The 18462-nt window shown below is 56.5% G+C and carries 15 protein-coding genes; 5 read left to right on the top strand and 10 right to left on the bottom strand.

Annotation, left to right across the window (positions count from 1 at the left end; all coding sequences use genetic code 11):
- Positions 1-77 precede the first annotated feature (77 nt).
- Both RX972_RS04975 and nudC read left to right on the top strand, forming a co-directional pair.
- Positions 78-890: a crotonase/enoyl-CoA hydratase family protein gene (locus tag RX972_RS04975; protein WP_316873063.1), complete on the top strand. Its 813-nt coding sequence runs from the start codon at positions 78-80 to the stop codon at positions 888-890.
- Between the two features lie 45 nt (positions 891-935).
- Positions 936-1772 (top strand): NAD(+) diphosphatase, encoded by an 837-nt coding sequence (gene nudC / locus RX972_RS04970; RefSeq protein WP_316873061.1) that lies wholly within the window; start codon positions 936-938, stop codon positions 1770-1772.
- Here the strand turns inward: nudC and RX972_RS04965 are convergent.
- From RX972_RS04965 to RX972_RS04945, 5 genes are all read right to left on the bottom strand, one after another.
- Positions 1740-2519, bottom strand: coding sequence for a TSUP family transporter (locus RX972_RS04965; RefSeq protein ID WP_027899110.1), 780 nt, complete (start codon positions 2517-2519; stop codon positions 1740-1742). The two genes, nudC and RX972_RS04965, sit on opposite strands and share 33 nt — an antisense overlap.
- 235 nt (positions 2520-2754) lie before the next feature.
- Positions 2755-3522 carry an SDR family oxidoreductase gene (locus RX972_RS04960; RefSeq protein ID WP_316873058.1) on the bottom strand — a complete coding sequence of 256 codons (768 nt, stop codon included), beginning with the start codon at positions 3520-3522 and terminating at the stop codon, positions 2755-2757.
- A gap of 37 nt (positions 3523-3559) precedes the next feature.
- A complete protein-coding gene (locus tag RX972_RS04955; protein WP_316873055.1) occupies positions 3560-4627 on the bottom strand; it encodes a phosphotransferase family protein in 1068 nt (355 codons plus the stop codon).
- A gap of 417 nt (positions 4628-5044) precedes the next feature.
- Positions 5045-5359 (bottom strand): SCP2 sterol-binding domain-containing protein, encoded by a 315-nt coding sequence (locus RX972_RS04950; protein WP_027899113.1) that lies wholly within the window; start codon positions 5357-5359, stop codon positions 5045-5047.
- Between the two features lie 43 nt (positions 5360-5402).
- Complete coding sequence (locus RX972_RS04945; RefSeq protein WP_316873051.1) at positions 5403-6110, bottom strand: histidine phosphatase family protein; 708 nt, start codon at positions 6108-6110, stop codon at positions 5403-5405.
- Positions 6111-6302: 192 nt separating this feature from the next.
- On the opposite strand from RX972_RS04945, the gene sohB reads away from it, so the two are divergent.
- Both sohB and RX972_RS04935 read left to right on the top strand, forming a co-directional pair.
- The gene (gene sohB / locus RX972_RS04940) at positions 6303-7325 is read left to right on the top strand and encodes a protease SohB (protein ID WP_316873049.1); all 1023 of its coding nucleotides are present in this window, start codon (positions 6303-6305) and stop codon (positions 7323-7325) included.
- A 140-nt stretch (positions 7326-7465) separates the two neighbouring features.
- Positions 7466-11083, top strand: coding sequence for an NEL-type E3 ubiquitin ligase domain-containing protein (locus RX972_RS04935; RefSeq protein ID WP_316873047.1), 3618 nt, complete (start codon positions 7466-7468; stop codon positions 11081-11083).
- Positions 11084-11615: 532 nt separating this feature from the next.
- Here the strand turns inward: RX972_RS04935 and RX972_RS04930 are convergent.
- Positions 11616-12110 (bottom strand): DUF934 domain-containing protein, encoded by a 495-nt coding sequence (locus tag RX972_RS04930; RefSeq protein WP_027902228.1) that lies wholly within the window; start codon positions 12108-12110, stop codon positions 11616-11618.
- Positions 12094-13752, bottom strand: a complete 1659-nt coding sequence (locus RX972_RS04925; RefSeq protein ID WP_027902229.1) for a nitrite/sulfite reductase — start codon at positions 13750-13752, stop codon at positions 12094-12096. The genes RX972_RS04930 and RX972_RS04925 overlap by 17 nt, the downstream gene beginning before the upstream one ends.
- A 496-nt stretch (positions 13753-14248) precedes the next feature.
- On the opposite strand from RX972_RS04925, the gene RX972_RS04920 reads away from it, so the two are divergent.
- On the top strand, positions 14249-15391 hold the full coding sequence (locus RX972_RS04920; RefSeq protein WP_122703659.1) for an ABC transporter substrate-binding protein: 1143 nt from the start codon (positions 14249-14251) through the stop codon (positions 15389-15391).
- Here the strand turns inward: RX972_RS04920 and RX972_RS04915 are convergent.
- From RX972_RS04915 to xthA, 3 genes are all read right to left on the bottom strand, one after another.
- Entirely contained in the window at positions 15344-15520 is a 177-nt protein-coding gene (locus RX972_RS04915; protein ID WP_080238313.1) for a DUF2970 domain-containing protein, read from the bottom strand. The two genes, RX972_RS04920 and RX972_RS04915, sit on opposite strands and share 48 nt — an antisense overlap.
- 285 nt (positions 15521-15805) lie before the next feature.
- Positions 15806-17143, bottom strand: coding sequence for a phosphate ABC transporter substrate-binding/OmpA family protein (locus tag RX972_RS04910; RefSeq protein ID WP_316873041.1), 1338 nt, complete (start codon positions 17141-17143; stop codon positions 15806-15808).
- Positions 17144-17340: 197 nt separating this feature from the next.
- The gene (gene xthA / locus RX972_RS04905) at positions 17341-18153 is read right to left on the bottom strand and encodes an exodeoxyribonuclease III (protein ID WP_231665896.1); all 813 of its coding nucleotides are present in this window, start codon (positions 18151-18153) and stop codon (positions 17341-17343) included.
- Positions 18154-18462: the final 309 nt, after the last annotated feature.

The following is an 18462-nucleotide window of genomic DNA, read 5'->3' as shown; positions in this document are numbered from 1 at the left end:
GTAACGGCCAGTGTTGATATAGTCTTTGGCTGAATCGAGTCGTGGCTAGAACAAGAAAAATCAAGAGAGGAACCTCCGTGTCTGACTACCAATCCTTTGTCGTAAAGCTTAGTGATCACATCGCCCACGTGCAGATCAATCGACCGGAAAAGGTCAACGCCATGGACGCTGCATTCTGGTCTGAAATCATTGAGATTTTCCAGTGGATTGATGAGAACGATGAAGTTCGCGTCGTGGTGCTGAGCGGGGCGGGCAAGCACTTTTCTTCTGGCATCGATCTGACACTGCTGGCTTCGGTCGCCAACGAGCTGGGTAAGGACGCCGGGCGTAATGCCCGGACGTTGCGGCGCAAGATTCAGCAGTTGCAAGCCTCGTTCACTGCGGTCGACCAGTGTCGCAAGCCGGTACTTGCAGCCATTCAGGGTTATTGCCTCGGTGGTGCCATTGACCTCGTGTCAGCGTGCGACATGCGCTATTGCGCCGAGGACGCGAAGTTTGCGATTCGGGAGATCGATATGGGCATGGCTGCGGATGTCGGCACCTTGCAACGCCTGCCACGCATCATCGGGGACGGTATCATGCGCGAACTGGCTTACACTGGGCGGACTGTAGAAGCCGCGGAAGCTCGCGAAATTGGCCTGGTCAACCGCGTTTTCGCCGACAGCGCCAGGCTGCTTGAAGGTGTTCTGGGCATCGCTGCGCAAATCGCTTCCAAGTCGCCAATTGCTATTACTGGAACCAAGGAAATGATCAGCTACATGCGTGATCACCGTGTCGATGACGGGCTTGAGCACGTTGCCATCTGGAACGCAGCCATGCTGCAATCGGCGGACTTGAATACGGCCATGGTTGCACAGATGAGCAAGCAGAAGCCTGTCTTCGACAACTAGAGCAAAAATAGCGCGAGAATCAGATCAACTCATCAGGGAGTTCTTATGTCAGTCCCCAGTCGCTGGACCACCGCTGTACTGGATGTTCAGACTCCGGGCGGTTGGGCTGTTGTGCACAGCGAGCAAGGTTTCCTGCTGGATGGTAACGGGGCAATGTTTCCTCGTGAGTGGCTCAAACAACAGGCGCTGCCCCTCATCAGTGAGCACGGTATTGGCCATTTTGATGGCGAGCCGGTGTATCTATACGTTCTGAAAGACCCCGTCGAAGTCGAAGGCTGCACTTGGCAAGGGTTGCGTCAGTTCATGTTGTCCGGTGATTACGACGTCTTCCAGCAGCTGGGTTACGCCGCCCAGATCAGCACCTGGGCACGGGAGCATCGATTCTGTGGCAGTTGCGGACGTCCCACCGTGCAGGTGGCGGGGGAGCGTGCCATGTATTGCGAGTATGACAACCTGCGTTTCTATCCGCGCATCTCGCCGAGCATGATCGTGCTGATTACCCGGGGCGATGAAGTGCTGTTGGCGCGGTCGCCACGCTTCGTGACCGGGGTTTACAGCACCTTGGCCGGGTTTGTTGAGCCGGGTGAATCCGCCGAAGACTGCGTGCGCCGGGAAGTCATGGAAGAGGTGCAGGTCAAGGTGAAAAACATTCGCTACGTGGGCAGTCAGTGCTGGCCGTTCCCGCATTCCATGATGCTGGGCTTCCATGCCGAATACGACAGTGGCGAAATTGTGCCCCAGCCGGACGAAATCGAAGACGCACGCTGGTTCAATATCAATGACCTACCGCCATTACCTGCCAGCCGCTCGATTGCCCGGCATCTGATCGAACTGTATCTGGCGCAGCGCTCAGGCGCCCCCGAACCAGTGCTGCCAGGCTAGGCGGGCGGTCAGGCAAAGCACGACCGTGATGAACACCGGGCGAATGAATTTCGCCCCGCCTTTGATGGCGCTACGGGCGCCAAGCGCGGCCCCCAGCATCACTGCGATACCCATGCTCAGGCCGATCAGCCAGTCCACCTGACCGGAAAAGATAAACACCGACAGCGCGGCCGCGTTACTGACGAAATTCATACTGCGTGCCACGCCACTGGCCTTGACCAGATCAAGCGGGTAGATCAGCAGTGAGCTGACCGTCCAGAAGGCACCCGTTCCCGGACCAGCAACACCGTCGTAAAAACCCAGCCCCAGGCCTTGAGGCAACTGCCATTTTTTCTTGATGGGCGCATCGCTGTTCAACGGCGCCTTGGGCGTGCCACCGAACAGCAGGTAGAGCCCGCAACCGAAAACAATCACCGGCAGCATCTGGTTGATCCATTCGCCGGGCAGGTACTGAGCGATCGCTGCACCGATCAGTGCGCCGACAGCGGTCCCGATCAGGGCACGGGTCCATTGCCGAGGATGAAACAGCTTGCGCCGGTAGAAGGTGAAACTCGCAGTCGCCGAGCCGAAGGTCGAACTGAGTTTATTAGTGCCCAGCACGAGATGCGGTGGCAGGCCCGCTGTCATCAGCGCCGGGGTGGTCAGCAAGCCGCCGCCTCCGGCAATGGCATCAATGAAACCGGCAACAAAGGCAACGACAACCAGCACCGCGAGGGTGCCCGGTTCGACACTCAGTTCAAAAGGCATGGGAAGGGCTTACTTGGCAGTCGGGCAGAAAAGGCTGCCCGGAAGCGGCGTATGTTACTGCAGGTAGTGGCGCAGTTGGAAAGGTGGAGCAAGATTACGCAAAACCTGTGGGAGCCGGGCCCGCGATAAGAACACCTTGGTCTATCCGAGAGCTGTTTCCAGCCTGATCGCGGTTCAGCCCGACTCCCACAGAGTTAATCGAAGCGTAGGCAGCGAACGATTTCCCCGCGCGCAGTCAGGACAGAAACCCGCCATCCACATTCAGCGCCACGCCCGTCGTGTAGCTGGACGCCGCACTTGCCAGGTAAAGCACGGCACCGGCCATTTCAGAAGGGTCTGCCACTCGCTTGAGGGGAATCTGCTGCAGGGCGGTCTTGAGTATCGCGTCGTTCTTGACCAGTGCCGAGGCGAATTTGGTATCGGTCAGGCCAGGCAACAGAGCGTTGCAGCGAATGCCAAAAGGCGCGCATTCCTTGGCGAACACCTTGGTCATGTTGATCACCGCCGCTTTGGTGACTGAGTAGATACCCTGAAAAACCCCCGGAGAAACGCCGTTGATCGACGCCACGTTGATGATGCTGCCACCCCCGCTGTCACGCATTAATTTGCCAGCTTCGACCGACATGAAGAAATAGCCCCGGATATTCACATCCACGGTCTTCTGAAATGCGCCCAGGTCAGTGTCCAGCACGTTGCAGAATTGCGGATTGGTGGCCGCGTTGTTGACCAGAATATCCAGCCGCCCGAATTGCTCACGAATCTGCGCGAACACCGCGGTGATCTGTTCCATCTCACCAATATGGCAAGCCATTGCCGTCGCCTGACCGCCATCGGCGATGATGGCGTCTGCCACGTGCTGACAGCCGTCGATCTTGCGGCTGCTGACAATCACGTGTGCGCCTTGCCGTGCGAGCAATCTGGCGATGGCCTCGCCAATGCCGCGGCTGGCTCCTGAGACGAAGGCGATCTTGCCGTCGAGGTCGAACAGTTCGGTTCTGGACATATTATTTTCCTTGTCGGGTCGCAGTGTCGGGTTGCAGTCAGAGCGTAGATTTGGCAATCACCTGCAGGCTCATGTGCTCAAGCAGCTTGTTCATGTGAATGAACTGCGCAAAGCGCTTGTCCTGTGTCTGGCCGTGGAAAAAGCGATAGTAGATTTGCTGCACGATCCCGGCCAGGCGGAACAGTCCGTAGGTGTAGTAAAAATCGAAATTATCGATGCGGATGCCGGAACGTTCAGCGTAGTAGTCGACGAATTGCTGTCGGGTGAGCATCCCCGGCGCATGGCTGGGCTGACGCCGCATCAACTGCACCGGGGCCGGGTCGTCGGCCTGAATCCAGTAAGCCAGGGTGTTGCCCAGATCCATCAGCGGATCGCCGAGGGTGGTCATTTCCCAGTCCAGCACGCCAATGATCTGCATCGGGTTGGCGGGGTCGAGCAGTACGTTGTCGAAGCGATAGTCGTTATGGACGATGGCGGGTACAGGGTGGTCAGCAGGCATTTTATCCGAGAGCCATGCCTTGACCTGCGTCCACTCGGGCGCATCCGGTGTGCGGGCGTTGTCATAGCGCTCCGTCCAGCCGCGAATCTGGCGCTCCACGTAGCCCTCGGGCTTGCCCAGGTCTCCCAGGCCGCAGGCTTGATAATCCACGCGGTGCAATTCCACCAGGCGGTCAACGAAGCTCTTGCACAGGGTTTGGGTCTGGCTGGCATCCAGGTTCAGATCCGCTGGCAAGTCCGAACGCAGAATGATGCCTTTGATTCGCTCCATTACATAGAATTCGGAACCGATCACTGACTCATCCACGCAGTGCAGATAAGCTTTCGGGCAGTATGGAAAGGCATCCTTGAGCTGGTTGATGATGCGGAATTCCCGCCCCATGTCATGGGCCGACCGGGCTTTGTGGCCGAAGGGCGGGCGTCGCAGTACAAACTCCTGGTCAGGGTACTGCAGCAGATACGTCAGGTTAGACGCGCCACCGGGAAACTGGCTGATGTGCGGTATCCCTTTAAGGCCGGGAATCTGTGCCTTCAGGTAGGGGTCTATCAGCGCGGCATCCAGCTCTTCGCCTGCACGGATCTCTGTGGACTGGTCAGTAAGCGCCATGCTTATCCCTTCTGCTTATTATGGTGCGCGTAGATCATTGACTAATCGAATGTAGCTAACAATGTTCAAACTGTCTTATTGGCCGCCGTGTTGCCGGTTGATCATCGGTTTTGATGGGCTTGATACTGTAGAAATAGCCTTGGTATCCCTGACCCCACGCTGTCACGCAGCAAACGGGTGACCTGTAGGAGATCGCTCTGTGCCTGACACAGCGCTTTTGCGAAGCAAACATTAGACTTGTAGGAGCTGCCGAAGGCTGCGATCGCGGTGTATCAGGAGAAATGCTTCGCAGCCTTCGGCAGCTCCTACAGAAAATCATTAAAATCAGTTAGGCGTATTTTTTATAGAAACCCAGAAAAAACAGCCAAAAAAAACCGAAGCACGCAGGCTTCGGTTTTCATGTTCAGGGCGTTGCAATCAGGCCGGGAACAATTCGCTGAGCTTCATCGCCAGCATCATGTCGCCTTCAGCGCGCAGCTTGCCGCCCATGAACGCCTGCATGCCGTCGGTCTCGCCGCTGACAATACCTTCCAGCGTTTCGCCGTCCATCACCAGCGTGACCTGCGCATCAGGGTTTTCGCCTTCCTGCAGCTCGCAAGTGCTGTCTTTGACGATCAGCGAGAAATGTTTGTCTTCATCGATACGGAAGCCGAAAACCAGGTCCAGGCCAGCGGCGGCACTTGGGTTGAACTTGGCTTTCATGGCTTGAACGGCGTCGGCTACGGAGGTCATGGTTCGGTCCTTTCTAGTGGTTGTTCTGCAAGGTTTGCCTGGATCACCGATAAGTGATGAGTTCCGGCGTATTGATTAGTTGCAAGTGTGCAAAATTGTTGAAGCCTGCCAGGGCAACCTCGTGACCACGAAATTTGAGGTGGCTGAACGAGGTGTTGACGATGTGCCAGTTGAGCTGGAAAGCCTGCTCGGCCGGCATTTGAGTAATCAGGTGGAGCAGGGCGGTAATGGTGCCGCCCGAGGTGAACACGGCAATATGTTCGCCGCGTTCCGCCCGTTCAAGTATTCGGCGTAATCCAGCATGAACCTGAGCAACAAATGCCTGCCAGCTCTGCAAGCCTTCATTGTCATGGCTACCGCTGAGCCAGCGAGAGACGATCATTGAAAACAGGCGCTGAAACTCGGCACGGTGTTGAGCGGCATTACGCATCACATGCAACGCTTCGGGTTCGTTTTCAAGAGTGGGTAGCAGGGCGCGGATGACGGATTCAGCATCGAATTCATTGAACGCTGGATCGATTTCCAGTTCCGGGGCTTTCAGCCCGGCAGCATCAAGTTGACCCAGCGTCAGTTCGGCAGTGTGCTGCTGACGGCGCAAGCTGCCAGTGATACAGCGATCAAACCTGAAGTTGGTCCGGGCGATATGTGCACCGAGTACTTCTGACTGACGAATGCCGATCGGCGACAGCACGTCGTAATCGTCGGCACCAAAGGATGCCTGTCCATGTCGTATCAGATAGATGCTGCCCACGTCCGTTTCCCGGTACGTTGAAGTGTTTGCGAGGTTATGAGGATGCCTAAGGCGTGTCAATGAAAAAACATACGCTTGTTTGAATGGCCATTATGAAACGATTGGCGGCTGGTCGCCATCTGGTCGCACCGGTATGCTTGATCCATCCGCGACCCTTGAATGGTAAGGGCGCAATCCAAGTGAGGAGTCTCTGTGGAGTTTTTAGCCGATTACGCCAGCTTCCTGGCCAAAACGGTCACCCTGGTTGTCGCTATCGTCATTGTGCTGGTGGCTATTGCTTCTATGCGCGGCAAAGGTCGCCGTCGGTCAGCCGGGCAGTTGCAAGTCACCAAACTCAACGATTTTTACAAAGCCTTGCGTGAGCGCCTTGAGCAATCCCTGCTGGACAAGGATCGTCTCAAGGCGCTGCGTAAAGAGCAGGCCAAAAGTCTCAAGAAGGACAAGAAGCAGGCCGAGCCCAAGTCCCGCGTCTACGTTCTGGACTTCGATGGCGATATCAAAGCTTCTGCCACTGAAAGCCTGCGTCACGAGATTACAGCGCTGTTGACCCTGGCCACCGACAAGGACGAAGTGGTTCTGCGCCTGGAAAGCGGCGGTGGCATGGTTCACAGCTATGGCCTGGCCTCTTCGCAACTGGCCCGCATTCGTCAGGCCGGCATCCCGCTGACCATTTGTATCGACAAAGTGGCGGCTAGCGGGGGCTACATGATGGCGTGCATCGGAGACAAGATCATCAGCGCGCCTTTCGCCATTCTGGGTTCGATTGGTGTTGTCGCGCAGTTGCCTAACGTCAATCGTCTACTCAAAAAACATGACATCGACTTCGAAGTGCTGACCGCTGGTGAGTACAAGCGCACCTTGACTGTGTTTGGCGAAAACACCGAAAAAGGCCGTGAGAAATTTCAACAGGATCTGGACATCACCCACGACCTGTTCAAGAACTTCGTTGCCAATTACCGTCCGCAACTGGCCATTAATGAAGTGGCCACCGGCGAGGTATGGCTGGGCGTTGCAGCACTCGATAAGCAGTTGGTCGATGAGCTCAAGACCAGCGACGAGTACATCGGTGAGCGCGCCAAGACCGCCGAAGTGTTCCACTTGCATTATGTGCAGCGTAAAAGCCTGCAAGAGCGCATGGGCATGGCCGCAGCCGGTTCAGTGGACCGACTCCTGCTGGGCTGGTGGAGTCGTCTGACTCAACAACGTTTCTGGTAAAACCTTCGAGCGCCGCCTGCAATTGCCGGCGGCGCTTTTTATTGTCTCGAATAAATCAACGCGCGGTATTTATACAGGCCACTCCGCGCCGCTATATCGACAAGACTGGCAGTCTCTTTGCAATAAGGAAATTGCCTAAAATGCCGACACCCGTCGACTACCTCGCCAACAACCCGCTTCTGGATACTTTCGTCAGCGCTCATGGGGCTGTTATTAAAGGCCCGGCGAGCTTTGCCCGAGATTTGATCAAAGCACACGCCACTCAATACTGGGCGATGGACATTGATCCGGACGCCATTTGCCTGACGACACTCCATTTCAATTCGCCGCCCGCCAACGCTCCTTATCCGGCAGTTGTGAAGAAGTCGCTGACGCTGACTGAGGCGCTGCTGAGTCATGTACAGGGTTGTTCAAATCTATTCAGGTTTCTGGATGCTGTCCAGGTCTGGAGGCCCGGCGGCATTGCCTTGAAACGGGTCGAGAATCTGTTGCCGAATTTCACGGTGCGTACTTATGAAGGGCTTTACAAGCGAACCACGCCACAGCGCTATGACGCTTCAACTCACATCAGTATCAGCCCTGACCAGTTCAAGCAGTTCGTCAAAGACACGGACCTGCGCACTTTCTACAGTGATTACATCGAGCAGTTGCTCTCGACACATGCGCAGTCATTTCCGGTCCTGGCTAAAGCCGCCTTTATCAAAGCCGCTTTCCTGCAGGTGCGTGAAAAAACATTAAGCGAGGTTGACTGGCAACTGGCACTTGAATCCGTGGGCCTTACGGCAGCGCAGCGTTGGGAAACGCTCACCCCGGTAAGGCTTGCCGAGCCGTTTCGAGTCGCAAGTCATATTGTCGTTTCACCGTTGAAAGTCCATCACTACTCCGCTACCGACATCCTGCTGGTCAAGAACAAACGCAGTAACCGCACGCTGCTGTATATCCCTGGAAATTCATCGCCCCTGCAGGGTTTTGAAAATGAAAGCAAACTCTCGTATTGGCTGGCGACCCAATGCCGCGAGCCCGCCAAACGTCTGGCCCTGGCGGCGCATTTTCAAGAGCGAGACGACAGCGACGGGTTGTTCCTGAGTGGCTTGTATACGGCCCTGGAGGGTGTAGCTGCCTATCCGCACTGGCTTAACAGAGCCACCGGCAGCTGGCCGCCGCACCAATATGTGCACGCGGGCAAACAGATTGTCGGTGATCCCTTTGACGCCGTGCGTGACAGTTTGCAAGCGCGCTTGAGGGCTGACGCAAGGTCGGTTATCCATACCCGCAGCGACGCGCACCTCGAGGGATTGGCCGAAGGCCTGACGCGCAGTCTGGTGTTTACAGGGTTGATCGCGCTGATGGTGCCCGAGGCTGTGCCGTTCATTATCGGTCTTTCCACCACGTTGATCGGCGTGGGAGCGGTTCAGGCACATCAGGGCAAAACCTTTGAAGAGCGCAAACGAGCAGCGCGGCGCATCGAATTTGGCGTCTTCAACGCGCTGCCATTAGCCGCGGAAGGCTTTGTCAAAGTCGCTGTCGATTTGTCTGATGCAACATCAACCATTGAGCCGCTGACTGTTGTCGATGAGACAGAGTCATTGGCCGGTCAACGCGTAGTGCCTGGGAGCGGGCCGCGTCTGCGCTTCGAAATGGCGCCTCCCAATCTGCGATCACTGGATTCCGGCCTGCGTCAGTCCTTGAAATCATTCGAGGCACCGCCCGCGTCATTGCTGGGCGAGCCGACTGTGCATGGGCCCAATGGCATGTTGGATATCCACTTTGCAGATGGGCATTACTTCGTGGCGATTCACGACAAGGCTTACGAAGTTTGCTGGGAGCAGTCTGCGCGTCAGTGGCGTATTACTGCTCCGGATGGAACGGGCAGGGTTGGCCCTTTCATCAAGCAGCTGGACACCGATCAGTGGGACATTGATCTCGGTGGCCTTAAAGGTGGAATGGACGACAGCGCAGTCTCTAGCGCCAGTTCGGGCATGCCTCAGGCTTCATTGCACCAACAGGTCAAGGCGCTTTATCCCGGCTTCACCTCGCAGCAGACCGCTGATTTTATTGCGGGTCTACGAGCTAGCGGTACTTCAATCGAAATACAACTGGCGCGACTGTCGATGGACTTTCAGGCGCTGGACCGCAGCCTTGAGCGCTGGGTCAACGGCCCGGTGGGCTGGCGACCGGTGACTGAAACCCATTCGATACCAGTATCCAGCATGTCCCGGCGCAATGCGGCTGACATCATCAAGCGCTGCTGGCAGCGCCAAACACCGGTCACAGGCGTCGCTGCCCGGCATCTCGATGGCTATATGATCGACCTGTCTGGTCTGGTGATTGGCGATCTGCCTTATCTGCCCGGCGACTTTAGCCATGTCACGGCTATTAATCTTTCGCGCACTTATATGTCGCAACAGTCGGTGAGCGCCCTTGTAGCTAAATGCCCCGGACTGAGTTGGCTGAATGTCGAAAACAACTTCCTGTCCGTGATACCCGCAGGTATTCGCAATCTGCGACACCTGACTCGTCTGACCCTAGCCAACAACCGCATCGTGCTTACTGCCGACATGGTGCAAACGCTCAGGCGTCTGCCTAACCTGCGGTTGCTCAACCTTGAGCGAAATCCCATAGGGCCACTGCTTGACGTTCGGGGCATGCCGCAACTGCTCAATCTTTTTCTGCGCGGGACCGGCCTTGTGGACGCTCCCGTCGGTGTGTTCGATATTCCCGGTCTGGTGGCACTGGACCTGCGCGGCAATCAGATTACGACGCTGCCTGAGTCCTTCTTCGAAATGCCCGGCGCTGCGGATCACACGCTGCTGGACGGCAATCCTCTTTCCATTGGCACCCGAATCCGTATCGGTACGGTTGGCGGCCCGATGGTTTTTACTGAAGTGGCCGACAACGTAGAGTTCTGGCTGGCTCAGACGCCGGCGATGGAGCGTGTGCATCGGCGAGCCGTATGGAGTCTGTTCTGGAGCGAGATGCATGCTGCTGACTTCTTTGAAATTATCTCGCGCTTGCAGGGCTCGGCAGATTTCAGCTTGAGTCGTGCAGCCGTGATGCAAAGGGTCTGGGATCTTCTGGAGGCGGGGGCCGAAGATGACCTTTTACGCTCCAGACTGATCGCGATGGCGGCGTTCCCTGAAACCTGCGTCGACGGTGCGGCCGTGATTTTCAGCAACATGGAGCTGGAGGTCCTTGTCAGTCGCGCCCGCTCATTGGCAACTGGCGGGAGAGAAGGGCCGCAATTGCTGAAGCTGTTACGGGGGCTGTTTCGTCTTGAAGAAGTCGATGGTCTTGCGCGCCTGGATGCCGACGCACGTGTCGGCTTCACCGAGGAGGTTGAAGTGCAGTTGGCTTATCGTGTCGGCCTTGCCAGTCGCCTGGAGTTACCGATCAACTCCCGCACCATGCAGTTTTCCACCTCCGCGGACGTTACCGATGATGCGCTGAACAGGGCTGAGCAATCCGTGTTGAGCCGTGAAACGCCCGAGGAACTGACTGCCTTTGCCATAAGACGTGATTTCTGGATTGACTACTTGAAACGCCAGTACGCCGATGAGTTTGTAGCCTGTCAGCGCGCTACTGCATTGCGTATGGAGGCCCTTGATGATCTGCAAAGCGAACGCCCCATGTCGGACGCGGCTTACAAAGATCAGGCGGACGCGATTATGAAACAGCGGCAGCGAGATGAAGAGGAGCTGATGACACAATTGACCCAGGCGGAGTGGGTGGGAGGAGGCCTTGCAGCCAATGAGGTTTGATTGATCGGGGGCCTGTTACAGCGAAGTTCGCCCGTGAAAAACGATAACGCTGTGTAAGAGGTAAATCGCGTCGGCTGATTGGGTGATCCCTGTGGGAGATTCTATGTTCGCCTGCAAGCGTTGATCCCGGTGGGAGCGAATTCATTCGCGAAGACGGCATTCCTGACGGCACAGATACATCGGATGTACCGGCCCCATCGCAAATGAATTCGCTCCCACGGGATTGCGCACGACTCGGCTCATGAAGAGCCTGTGGGACCGAGTTCATTCGGGAAGGCGACGTTCCTGACGGTGCAGATACATCGAATGTACCGGCCCCTTCGCGAATGAATTCGCTCCCACGGATTTGTGTTTGCAGGCCAATATAGAATCTCCCACAGTTCTGGTGATCGGCAGAAGAACCAGTTCGCGAGATGTCGATCCTGAATGCCGCCTCATGAACAAGGTGGTGTGCTATCCCTGTCGCTCCGACCGAAAAAGAAAAAGCCCAGGCTGGAAATCCAGACCTGGGCTTGATCGTGCAACGAAAAACTTAACGTCTGCGGAACAACGGCAGCGGCTCGTCGGTTGCAGCCTGATAGGTCACCGAAAAGTCCTTCAAGCCTTCGAGTGCTTCGTAGGGATCTTTGTCAGCGCGAATCGCGAACGCATCAAAGCCGCAGCGATGCAGGTAAAACAGTTGATCACGCAGTACGTCACCGATAGCGCGCAATTCACCCTTGTAGCCATAACGATCACGCAGCAGGCGGGCGTTGGAGTAGCTGCGTCCGTCGGTGAAGGCCGGGAAGTTCAGGGCGATGACCTGAAACTTGTCGACATCAGCACCGATTTCTTCAGCTTCTTCATCGCTGTCCAGCCAGACACCCAGGCCGCCGTCACGGGCAGCCAGGGCATGACCGTGCTCGCGCCATAGCGAGAGAGGAACGATCAGGTCGTCGCAATTGGACAACTCATCAAAGGACGTTTCCTTGGGCAGCAAGTGCCAGGTTTCATCGATGACTTCGTTATTCTTAATTATTCGCTGCATAGACGCGCTCCTTGAAAGGGTCGATGCCGATACGCTGGTAAGTGTCGATAAAGCGCTCGTCTTCGTTACGTTTTTCAACGTAAACGTCGATCAGCTTCTCGATCACGTCCGGCATAGCGTCCTGGGCGAAGGAAGGGCCGAGGATCTTGCCCAGACTGGCGTCACGACTGGCGCTGCCACCCAGGGAGACCTGATAGAACTCTTCGCCTTTCTTGTCCACGCCCAGAATGCCGATATGGCCGACATGGTGGTGACCGCATGCGTTCATGCAACCGGAAATGTTCAGGTCCAGCTCGCCGATGTCGAACAGGTAATCCAGGTCGTCGAAACGGCGCTGGATGGATTCGGCAATCGGGATCGACTTGGCGTTGGCCAGCGAGCAGAAATCGCCGCCAGGGCAGCAGATGATGTCGGTCAGCAAACCCACGTTAGGGGTGGCGAAGCCTTGCTCACGCAGTTCCTGCCACAACGTGAACAGTTGAGACTCCTCGACGTCGGCAAGAATAATATTCTGCTCGTGAGAGGTACGCAGTTGGCCAAAGCTGTAACGATCGGCCAGATCAGCGACGCCATCGAGTTGCTTGTCGGTCAGGTCGCCCGGTGCAACACCGGTAGGCTTGAGGGACAGGGTAACGGCGACATAGCCCGGCTTCTTGTGGGCCAGGGTGTTACGCGTGCGCCAGCGAGCAAAGCCCGGATGCTCCTGATCCAGTTTCGCCAGCTCTGCGCTGAAATCTTCCAGCGCTTTGTATTCAGGATCGACGAAGTGTTTGGAGACGCGATGCACTTCAGCTTCGGTCAATGTGGTCTGGCCGCCACGCAGGTGGGCCATTTCCGCCTCGACTTTCTCGGCGAAGACTTCCGGTGTCAGTGCCTTGACCAGAATCTTGATCCGCGCCTTGTACTTGTTGTCACGACGGCCGTAGCGGTTGTAAACCCGCAGGATCGCGTCGAGATAGCTCAACAGGTCCTGCCACGGCAGGAATTCGTTGATAAAGGCGCCAACGACGGGCGTACGGCCAAGACCACCGCCAACCAGAACACGGAAGCCTAGCTCGCCTGCTTCGTTACGAATCGGCTCCAGGCCAATATCGTGAACTTCGATGGCGGCGCGGTCACTGGTGGAGCCGTTGATCGCGATCTTGAACTTGCGTGGCAGATAGGCAAATTCCGGGTGGAACGTTGTCCATTGACGGACAATTTCACACCAAGGGCGCGGGTCAACCAACTCGTCAGCCGCTACGCCGGCGAACTGATCAGTGGTGACGTTGCGCAGGCAGTTGCCGCTGGTCTGAATGGCGTGCATCTGCACCGTTGCCAGCTCAGCCAGGATATCGGGGATGTCCTCCAGCGCGGGCCAGTTGAACTGAACGTTCTGCCGTGTGCTGATGTGCGCGTAGCCCTTGTCATAATCGCGAGCGATTTTTGCCATCATCCGTGCCTGGCGTGAAGTCAGCTGGCCGTAAGGCACAGCCACGCGCAGCATTGGCGCAAAACGCTGGATATAGAGGCCATTTTGCAGGCGCAGCGGGCGAAACTCTTCTTCGCTGAGTTCTCCCGCGAGGTAGCGTCGGGTCTGATCACGGAACTGTTTTACACGGTCCTCGATGATCCGCTGGTCGTACTCGTCGTATACGTACATATAGGTCCTGTTCTCAGGCAATTACCACAGCAAATCTGCGCGCACGGCCGCGCACTCCTTACGGAGCCGGGGGAAGATACCAGTTTGCGGATATACGCAAAAGTGGCGTTTACATATATGCAAATAGCTAAAAGTGATAAGCATTCGGTCTGACGCCCTTAACCCTGCTTGTGGTAAGGGCATCCCTCGGCTTTACTAGGGTCGAGTCTGACCTGAAATGACCAAAGACTCATTGTTTGATCCGTGCTGCCACTAATAAAACAGACAAGAGGCAATGTGTATGAGCAATCACCCGAAAATGTCCAGAAAAGATAGCCATGTCGACGCCTGGGCTATCTTCTTCATTATTATCCTCGTTATGGGCGCGGCCTTATTCTGGGTCAGTCACTAATAATCGCCATCAGCTAAATTTCACGGTGCAGACAATCGGGTCGGCGGCCGATAGCTAGTCAAAGATCTTCAATTGATCTTTGACTACTTCTCAAGGCTTGTTGGTATGACCCGATTTTTCTGCGGCGTGCTCGCTATTGCTTTAGGTTGCTGGCTGAACTCAGCCAGCGCTGCTTCAGTGGTATTTCTAAGCCCCGGTCCGTCATCGGACGGCTATTGGTCGACTTACGCGCGCTTCATGCAGGCTGCGGCAACCCGGCTCGACATGAGCCTCACCGTGCGCTACAGCAATCGTGATACGCGAAAACTGGTTGAATTGGCGCGGGATGCCCTGCAGGGAGAGAGTCGTCCGGATTATTTGATGTTCTCGAACGAGCTCAATATCGCCCCTGAAATTCTTCGCTTGTCCCAAGGCAGCGATGTGAAGCTTTTTGCCGTAAACAACACGTTGACCGCTGACCAGTTGCGCATTCTTGGCGACCTGCCGCAACGCTATCCAAACTTTATCGGCAGCCTGGTCGGGGATGACGAGGAGGGTGGTTACCTGACGGCTAAACGCCTTATTGGCCTGCATGCGCCGTTAGCCGCAGGCGAAACGATGGAAATGCTCGCCTTCGCGGGTACCAACACCACACCGGTTTCCTTGAAGCGCGAGCAGGGCTTGCACCGTGCGCTGGCCGAGCATCCTGAAATCCGTCTGAGGCAGATCGTTTTGGGCGGATGGCGACGCGATCGGGCTTATGAGCAAGCGCTGATGCTGTTCAAGCGCTACCCGCATATCAGCCTGGTCTGGTCTGCGAATGATCAGATGGCATTCGGCGCTATGGATGCAGCCCGAGCTACCGGCCGGGAACCGGGCAAGAGTGTGCTGTTCAGTTCAATCAACTGGTCGCCGCAATCCCTGGACGCTTTACAGGATGGGCGTATCAGCGCTTTGGCCGGCGGGCACTTCATGCTGGGTGGGTTGGCGATGGTTATCCTGCATGATTACGATGCTGGTGATCTGGCGACTCGGAAAAGTATCGGTGCTCGCCTGGCCCTTGTCATGAAAGAAGTGCGTATCAGTGATTTGAAACAGATCCGTATCGACAGCAAACGCGATGATTACGGCGTTGATTTCCGTGCCTTGAGTCTGGAGGGCAAACCTGCTGGAACAGGTTATTCATTCTTGTCGAGTCAGCCCCATCATGCGCCAGTGTCTTCAGCTCAGGGCGAAGTAAAGGACCAGATGCACGGCACCGAACAATAGCGCTGCAAAGAACAGGGTGAACAACAGCCCTATGACTGCAAAATGTATCGGTTTTCCGTGAGTAAAGTCCTGCTCCCGATTTTTCCCGCCATGCACACCGAATGCGGCGGCCAGAACGCTGTGCAGCATTTGCCAGAATGTGGGTGGCTTGCTGTCTTGAGGCGTTGAAGGCTCATCTTCTGATGATGGGTTCACAATGCCTCCTTTTCTTGCTTTTCTGGTATTTGGGAGGATAGCCGAGCGGGAGTCTTAATGGGGCTTCCAAAGGTTGATCATGATCTCAAGCCCTGGATTGCCAGGTGGGATTGATCGGGGTGCCGCTCCACTTCGTCGGGAAGGCGCTTTCGCGAGTGAATTCGCCCACCGGAGTGGGGCAGGCCTGGAGACTCACATCAGATTATCGGCAACACCCCATTAATCCACCCAGACCTCCACCCGCCGGTTCTTGATACGACCGTCATCCAGATCATTGGCGGCCACGGGCATTTCGTCACCGAAACCGACCACTTCCCGCAAGGTAATATTGCTCTTCATCAACTCCCGCCGAACCGCCATGGCGCGCAACCGGGAAAGCAGTTGCGCGCGCTGGGGATCGCTTTTGGCGTCGCCAAAGCCAACCAGGGTAACGCGCTGGTCGAGCTTGCCGTGCTGTTTCAGATAATCCGCGACCCGCTGCACGTCCAGCAAAGCCTTGTTATCCAGTTTGGCGCTGCCTTGGGCAAAGCGGAAATTGACTGACAAACGCTCGGCTTCCCGGGTCAGTGTCTGGTATTCACTTGGCATCTGCGCCGTGGCCTGAACCTTGATGGTCTGTACCGTCTGCGCGACAAAGCCGTTTTGCGCGACGATCGCCTGACCTTCCGCGCTCTGGGCAAAATCCACCAGCGCAGTTGCCCAGGGCTGGCGCGCTTCGATCGGCAGATAAAGATACAGACGTCGCGACAACGGATAATCCTCGGTAGCAATCAGGCTGACCGTTGGCAACATCGGTCGCGACTCGCCGTCAGCCACTGCTACAGCCTTCGCGTGTCGAACGTAGGGCAGGCCTATAAACCCGATACCGTTGCGATCCCCACTGACCTCGTCGGAAAGTTGTTCGCTGGACTCAAAGCGCTTCGCACCGGCAGCGAGTGTCTTGCCGTACTTGAGCAGGACCAGTTCCTTGAACGTCTCGAAAGTGCCTGATTGTTCGTCGCGAACATAAAGATGGATTTCCCCATCCTTGCCACCCAACGCCTGCCAGTTACGGATTTCCCCGGCGAACACGCGGGCCAGTTGCTCAGTGGTCAGTTCCCGTATGGGGTTGCCGGGGTGCAGGATCACCGCGACCCCATCAATGGCGATGACTTGCTCGGCGCCTGGGCTTTTCAGGTTGCCGATTTCCGCGAGATCCTGGATTTCTTTTTCCTTGATCGGGCGTGAAGACGCGGCGATGTCAGCTTTCCTGGCCTTCAGTGCGCTGAATCCGGTGCCGGAGCCATGAGCGGCAATCTCAACCTTGAGCGGCTTGCCATCAGCGCTCGTGCCTACGACCCGCAGTTCGTTAACCGAGGGGCCGGGTTCGGTACTCACGTCACGCAAGCCTTGTTTGCGCATGAGTCCTTCAACCAGCGCGGGGCCCAACTGTGCGTCGATGGTGTTGGAGCCGTGAATGCGTAGCACAGGATCGTCGCGTGTGGATGAGGGGAGACTGGCTGTCGCGTCAAACGCCAATAAGGCGAGGGCGGCCAGCAAAGACACAGCGCGCAGCATGTGCGGCACCTTAAATATCAGGAAAGTGCCGGGAGATTAAGTCGGATTGGTTACGGGAAGATGACAGTTGGGTTCGTGCAGGTGCGTTACGACGTGTGACCGGTTTAAACCGTGAAGAGGCCGATATATATGCTGTACATGTGTCAGCAGGAATGCAGCCTTCCGGCTAACACCGGTCTCACGCCATCAGTTGGGAATCAGCTCAACTCAAGCCAGATCGGCGCATGGTCCGACGGCTTCTCCATGCCACGCAGTTCATAATCCACTCCGCCTGCCTTGATGCGAGGCTGCAATCCATTGGACGCCATGATCAGGTCGATGCGCAGGCCGCGCTTGGGTTGATCCTCGAAACCGCGGCTGCGGTAGTCAAACCAGCTGAACTGGTCGATGACTTCCGGGTGCAGGTGGCGGAAGCTGTCCACCAACCCCCAGTTTTTCAAGCGTGCCATCCATTCACGCTCTTCGGGAAGAAAGCTGCATTTACCGGTTTTCAGCCAGCGTTTGGCGTTGTCCGGGCCAATGCCGATGTCGCTGTCTTCCGGAGAGATGTTCACGTCGCCCATGACAATCAGTGGCTGGTCGTTGCTGAAGCGGGTTTCCAGCAGTGTCTGAAGGTCGTTGTAGAAACGTTGTTTGGCGGGAAATTTGGTCGGATGGTCGCGGCTTTCTCCTTGTGGGAAGTAGCCGTTCATGATGGTAATCGGTTGTCCGTTGTCGTCAGCGAATGTGCCCCAGATGAAACGTTTTTGCGATTCGTCATCATCTGTTTCGAAGCCTTTGTGCATCGCCAAAGGCATTTTGCGGGAGAGCAGCGCGACGCCGTAGTGGCCTTTCTGTCCATGGAAATGCACGTGATAGCCCAGCGCTTCGATATCGGCCTGGGGGAATTGTTCGTCCGAGACTTTGGTTTCCTGCAGGCCAATGACGTCGGGCTGGTGCTTTTCGATCAGTGCTGCCAACTGATGAGGGCGGGCGCGAAGCCCGTTGATGTTGAATGAAACGATTTTCATGGGCAGGCAGTCCTGGCAGATACAAAAAAAGCGATGCTAGCTGACATGGCGTTTCATCTCCAGTGTGGAGTTCTGCTTACGTCTTTGGGTGTACATATCCGTTTCTGCGGTAACGGCTGATATTGGTTGCGCCCTTACGGCGCCTCACTTTTGAGAAGCGCAAAAGTAAGCAAAACGCTCTTGCCCCACCACTGGGTCCCTCGCTGGCGCTCGGCATACCCGAAATCCGACCTTGCTGCGTGGGGCCGCCGCCACCGGCCATCCATGGCCTGAGGCGGCTAAACCGGCATCCCTGCCGGTTCACCCCAC

Origin of the sequence: Pseudomonas syringae group sp. J309-1 (assembly GCF_032582135.1) — a bacterium.
Lineage (GTDB): Bacteria > Pseudomonadota > Gammaproteobacteria > Pseudomonadales > Pseudomonadaceae > Aquipseudomonas > Aquipseudomonas quasicaspiana.
This window is presented reverse-complemented; position numbering and strand designations above follow the sequence as displayed.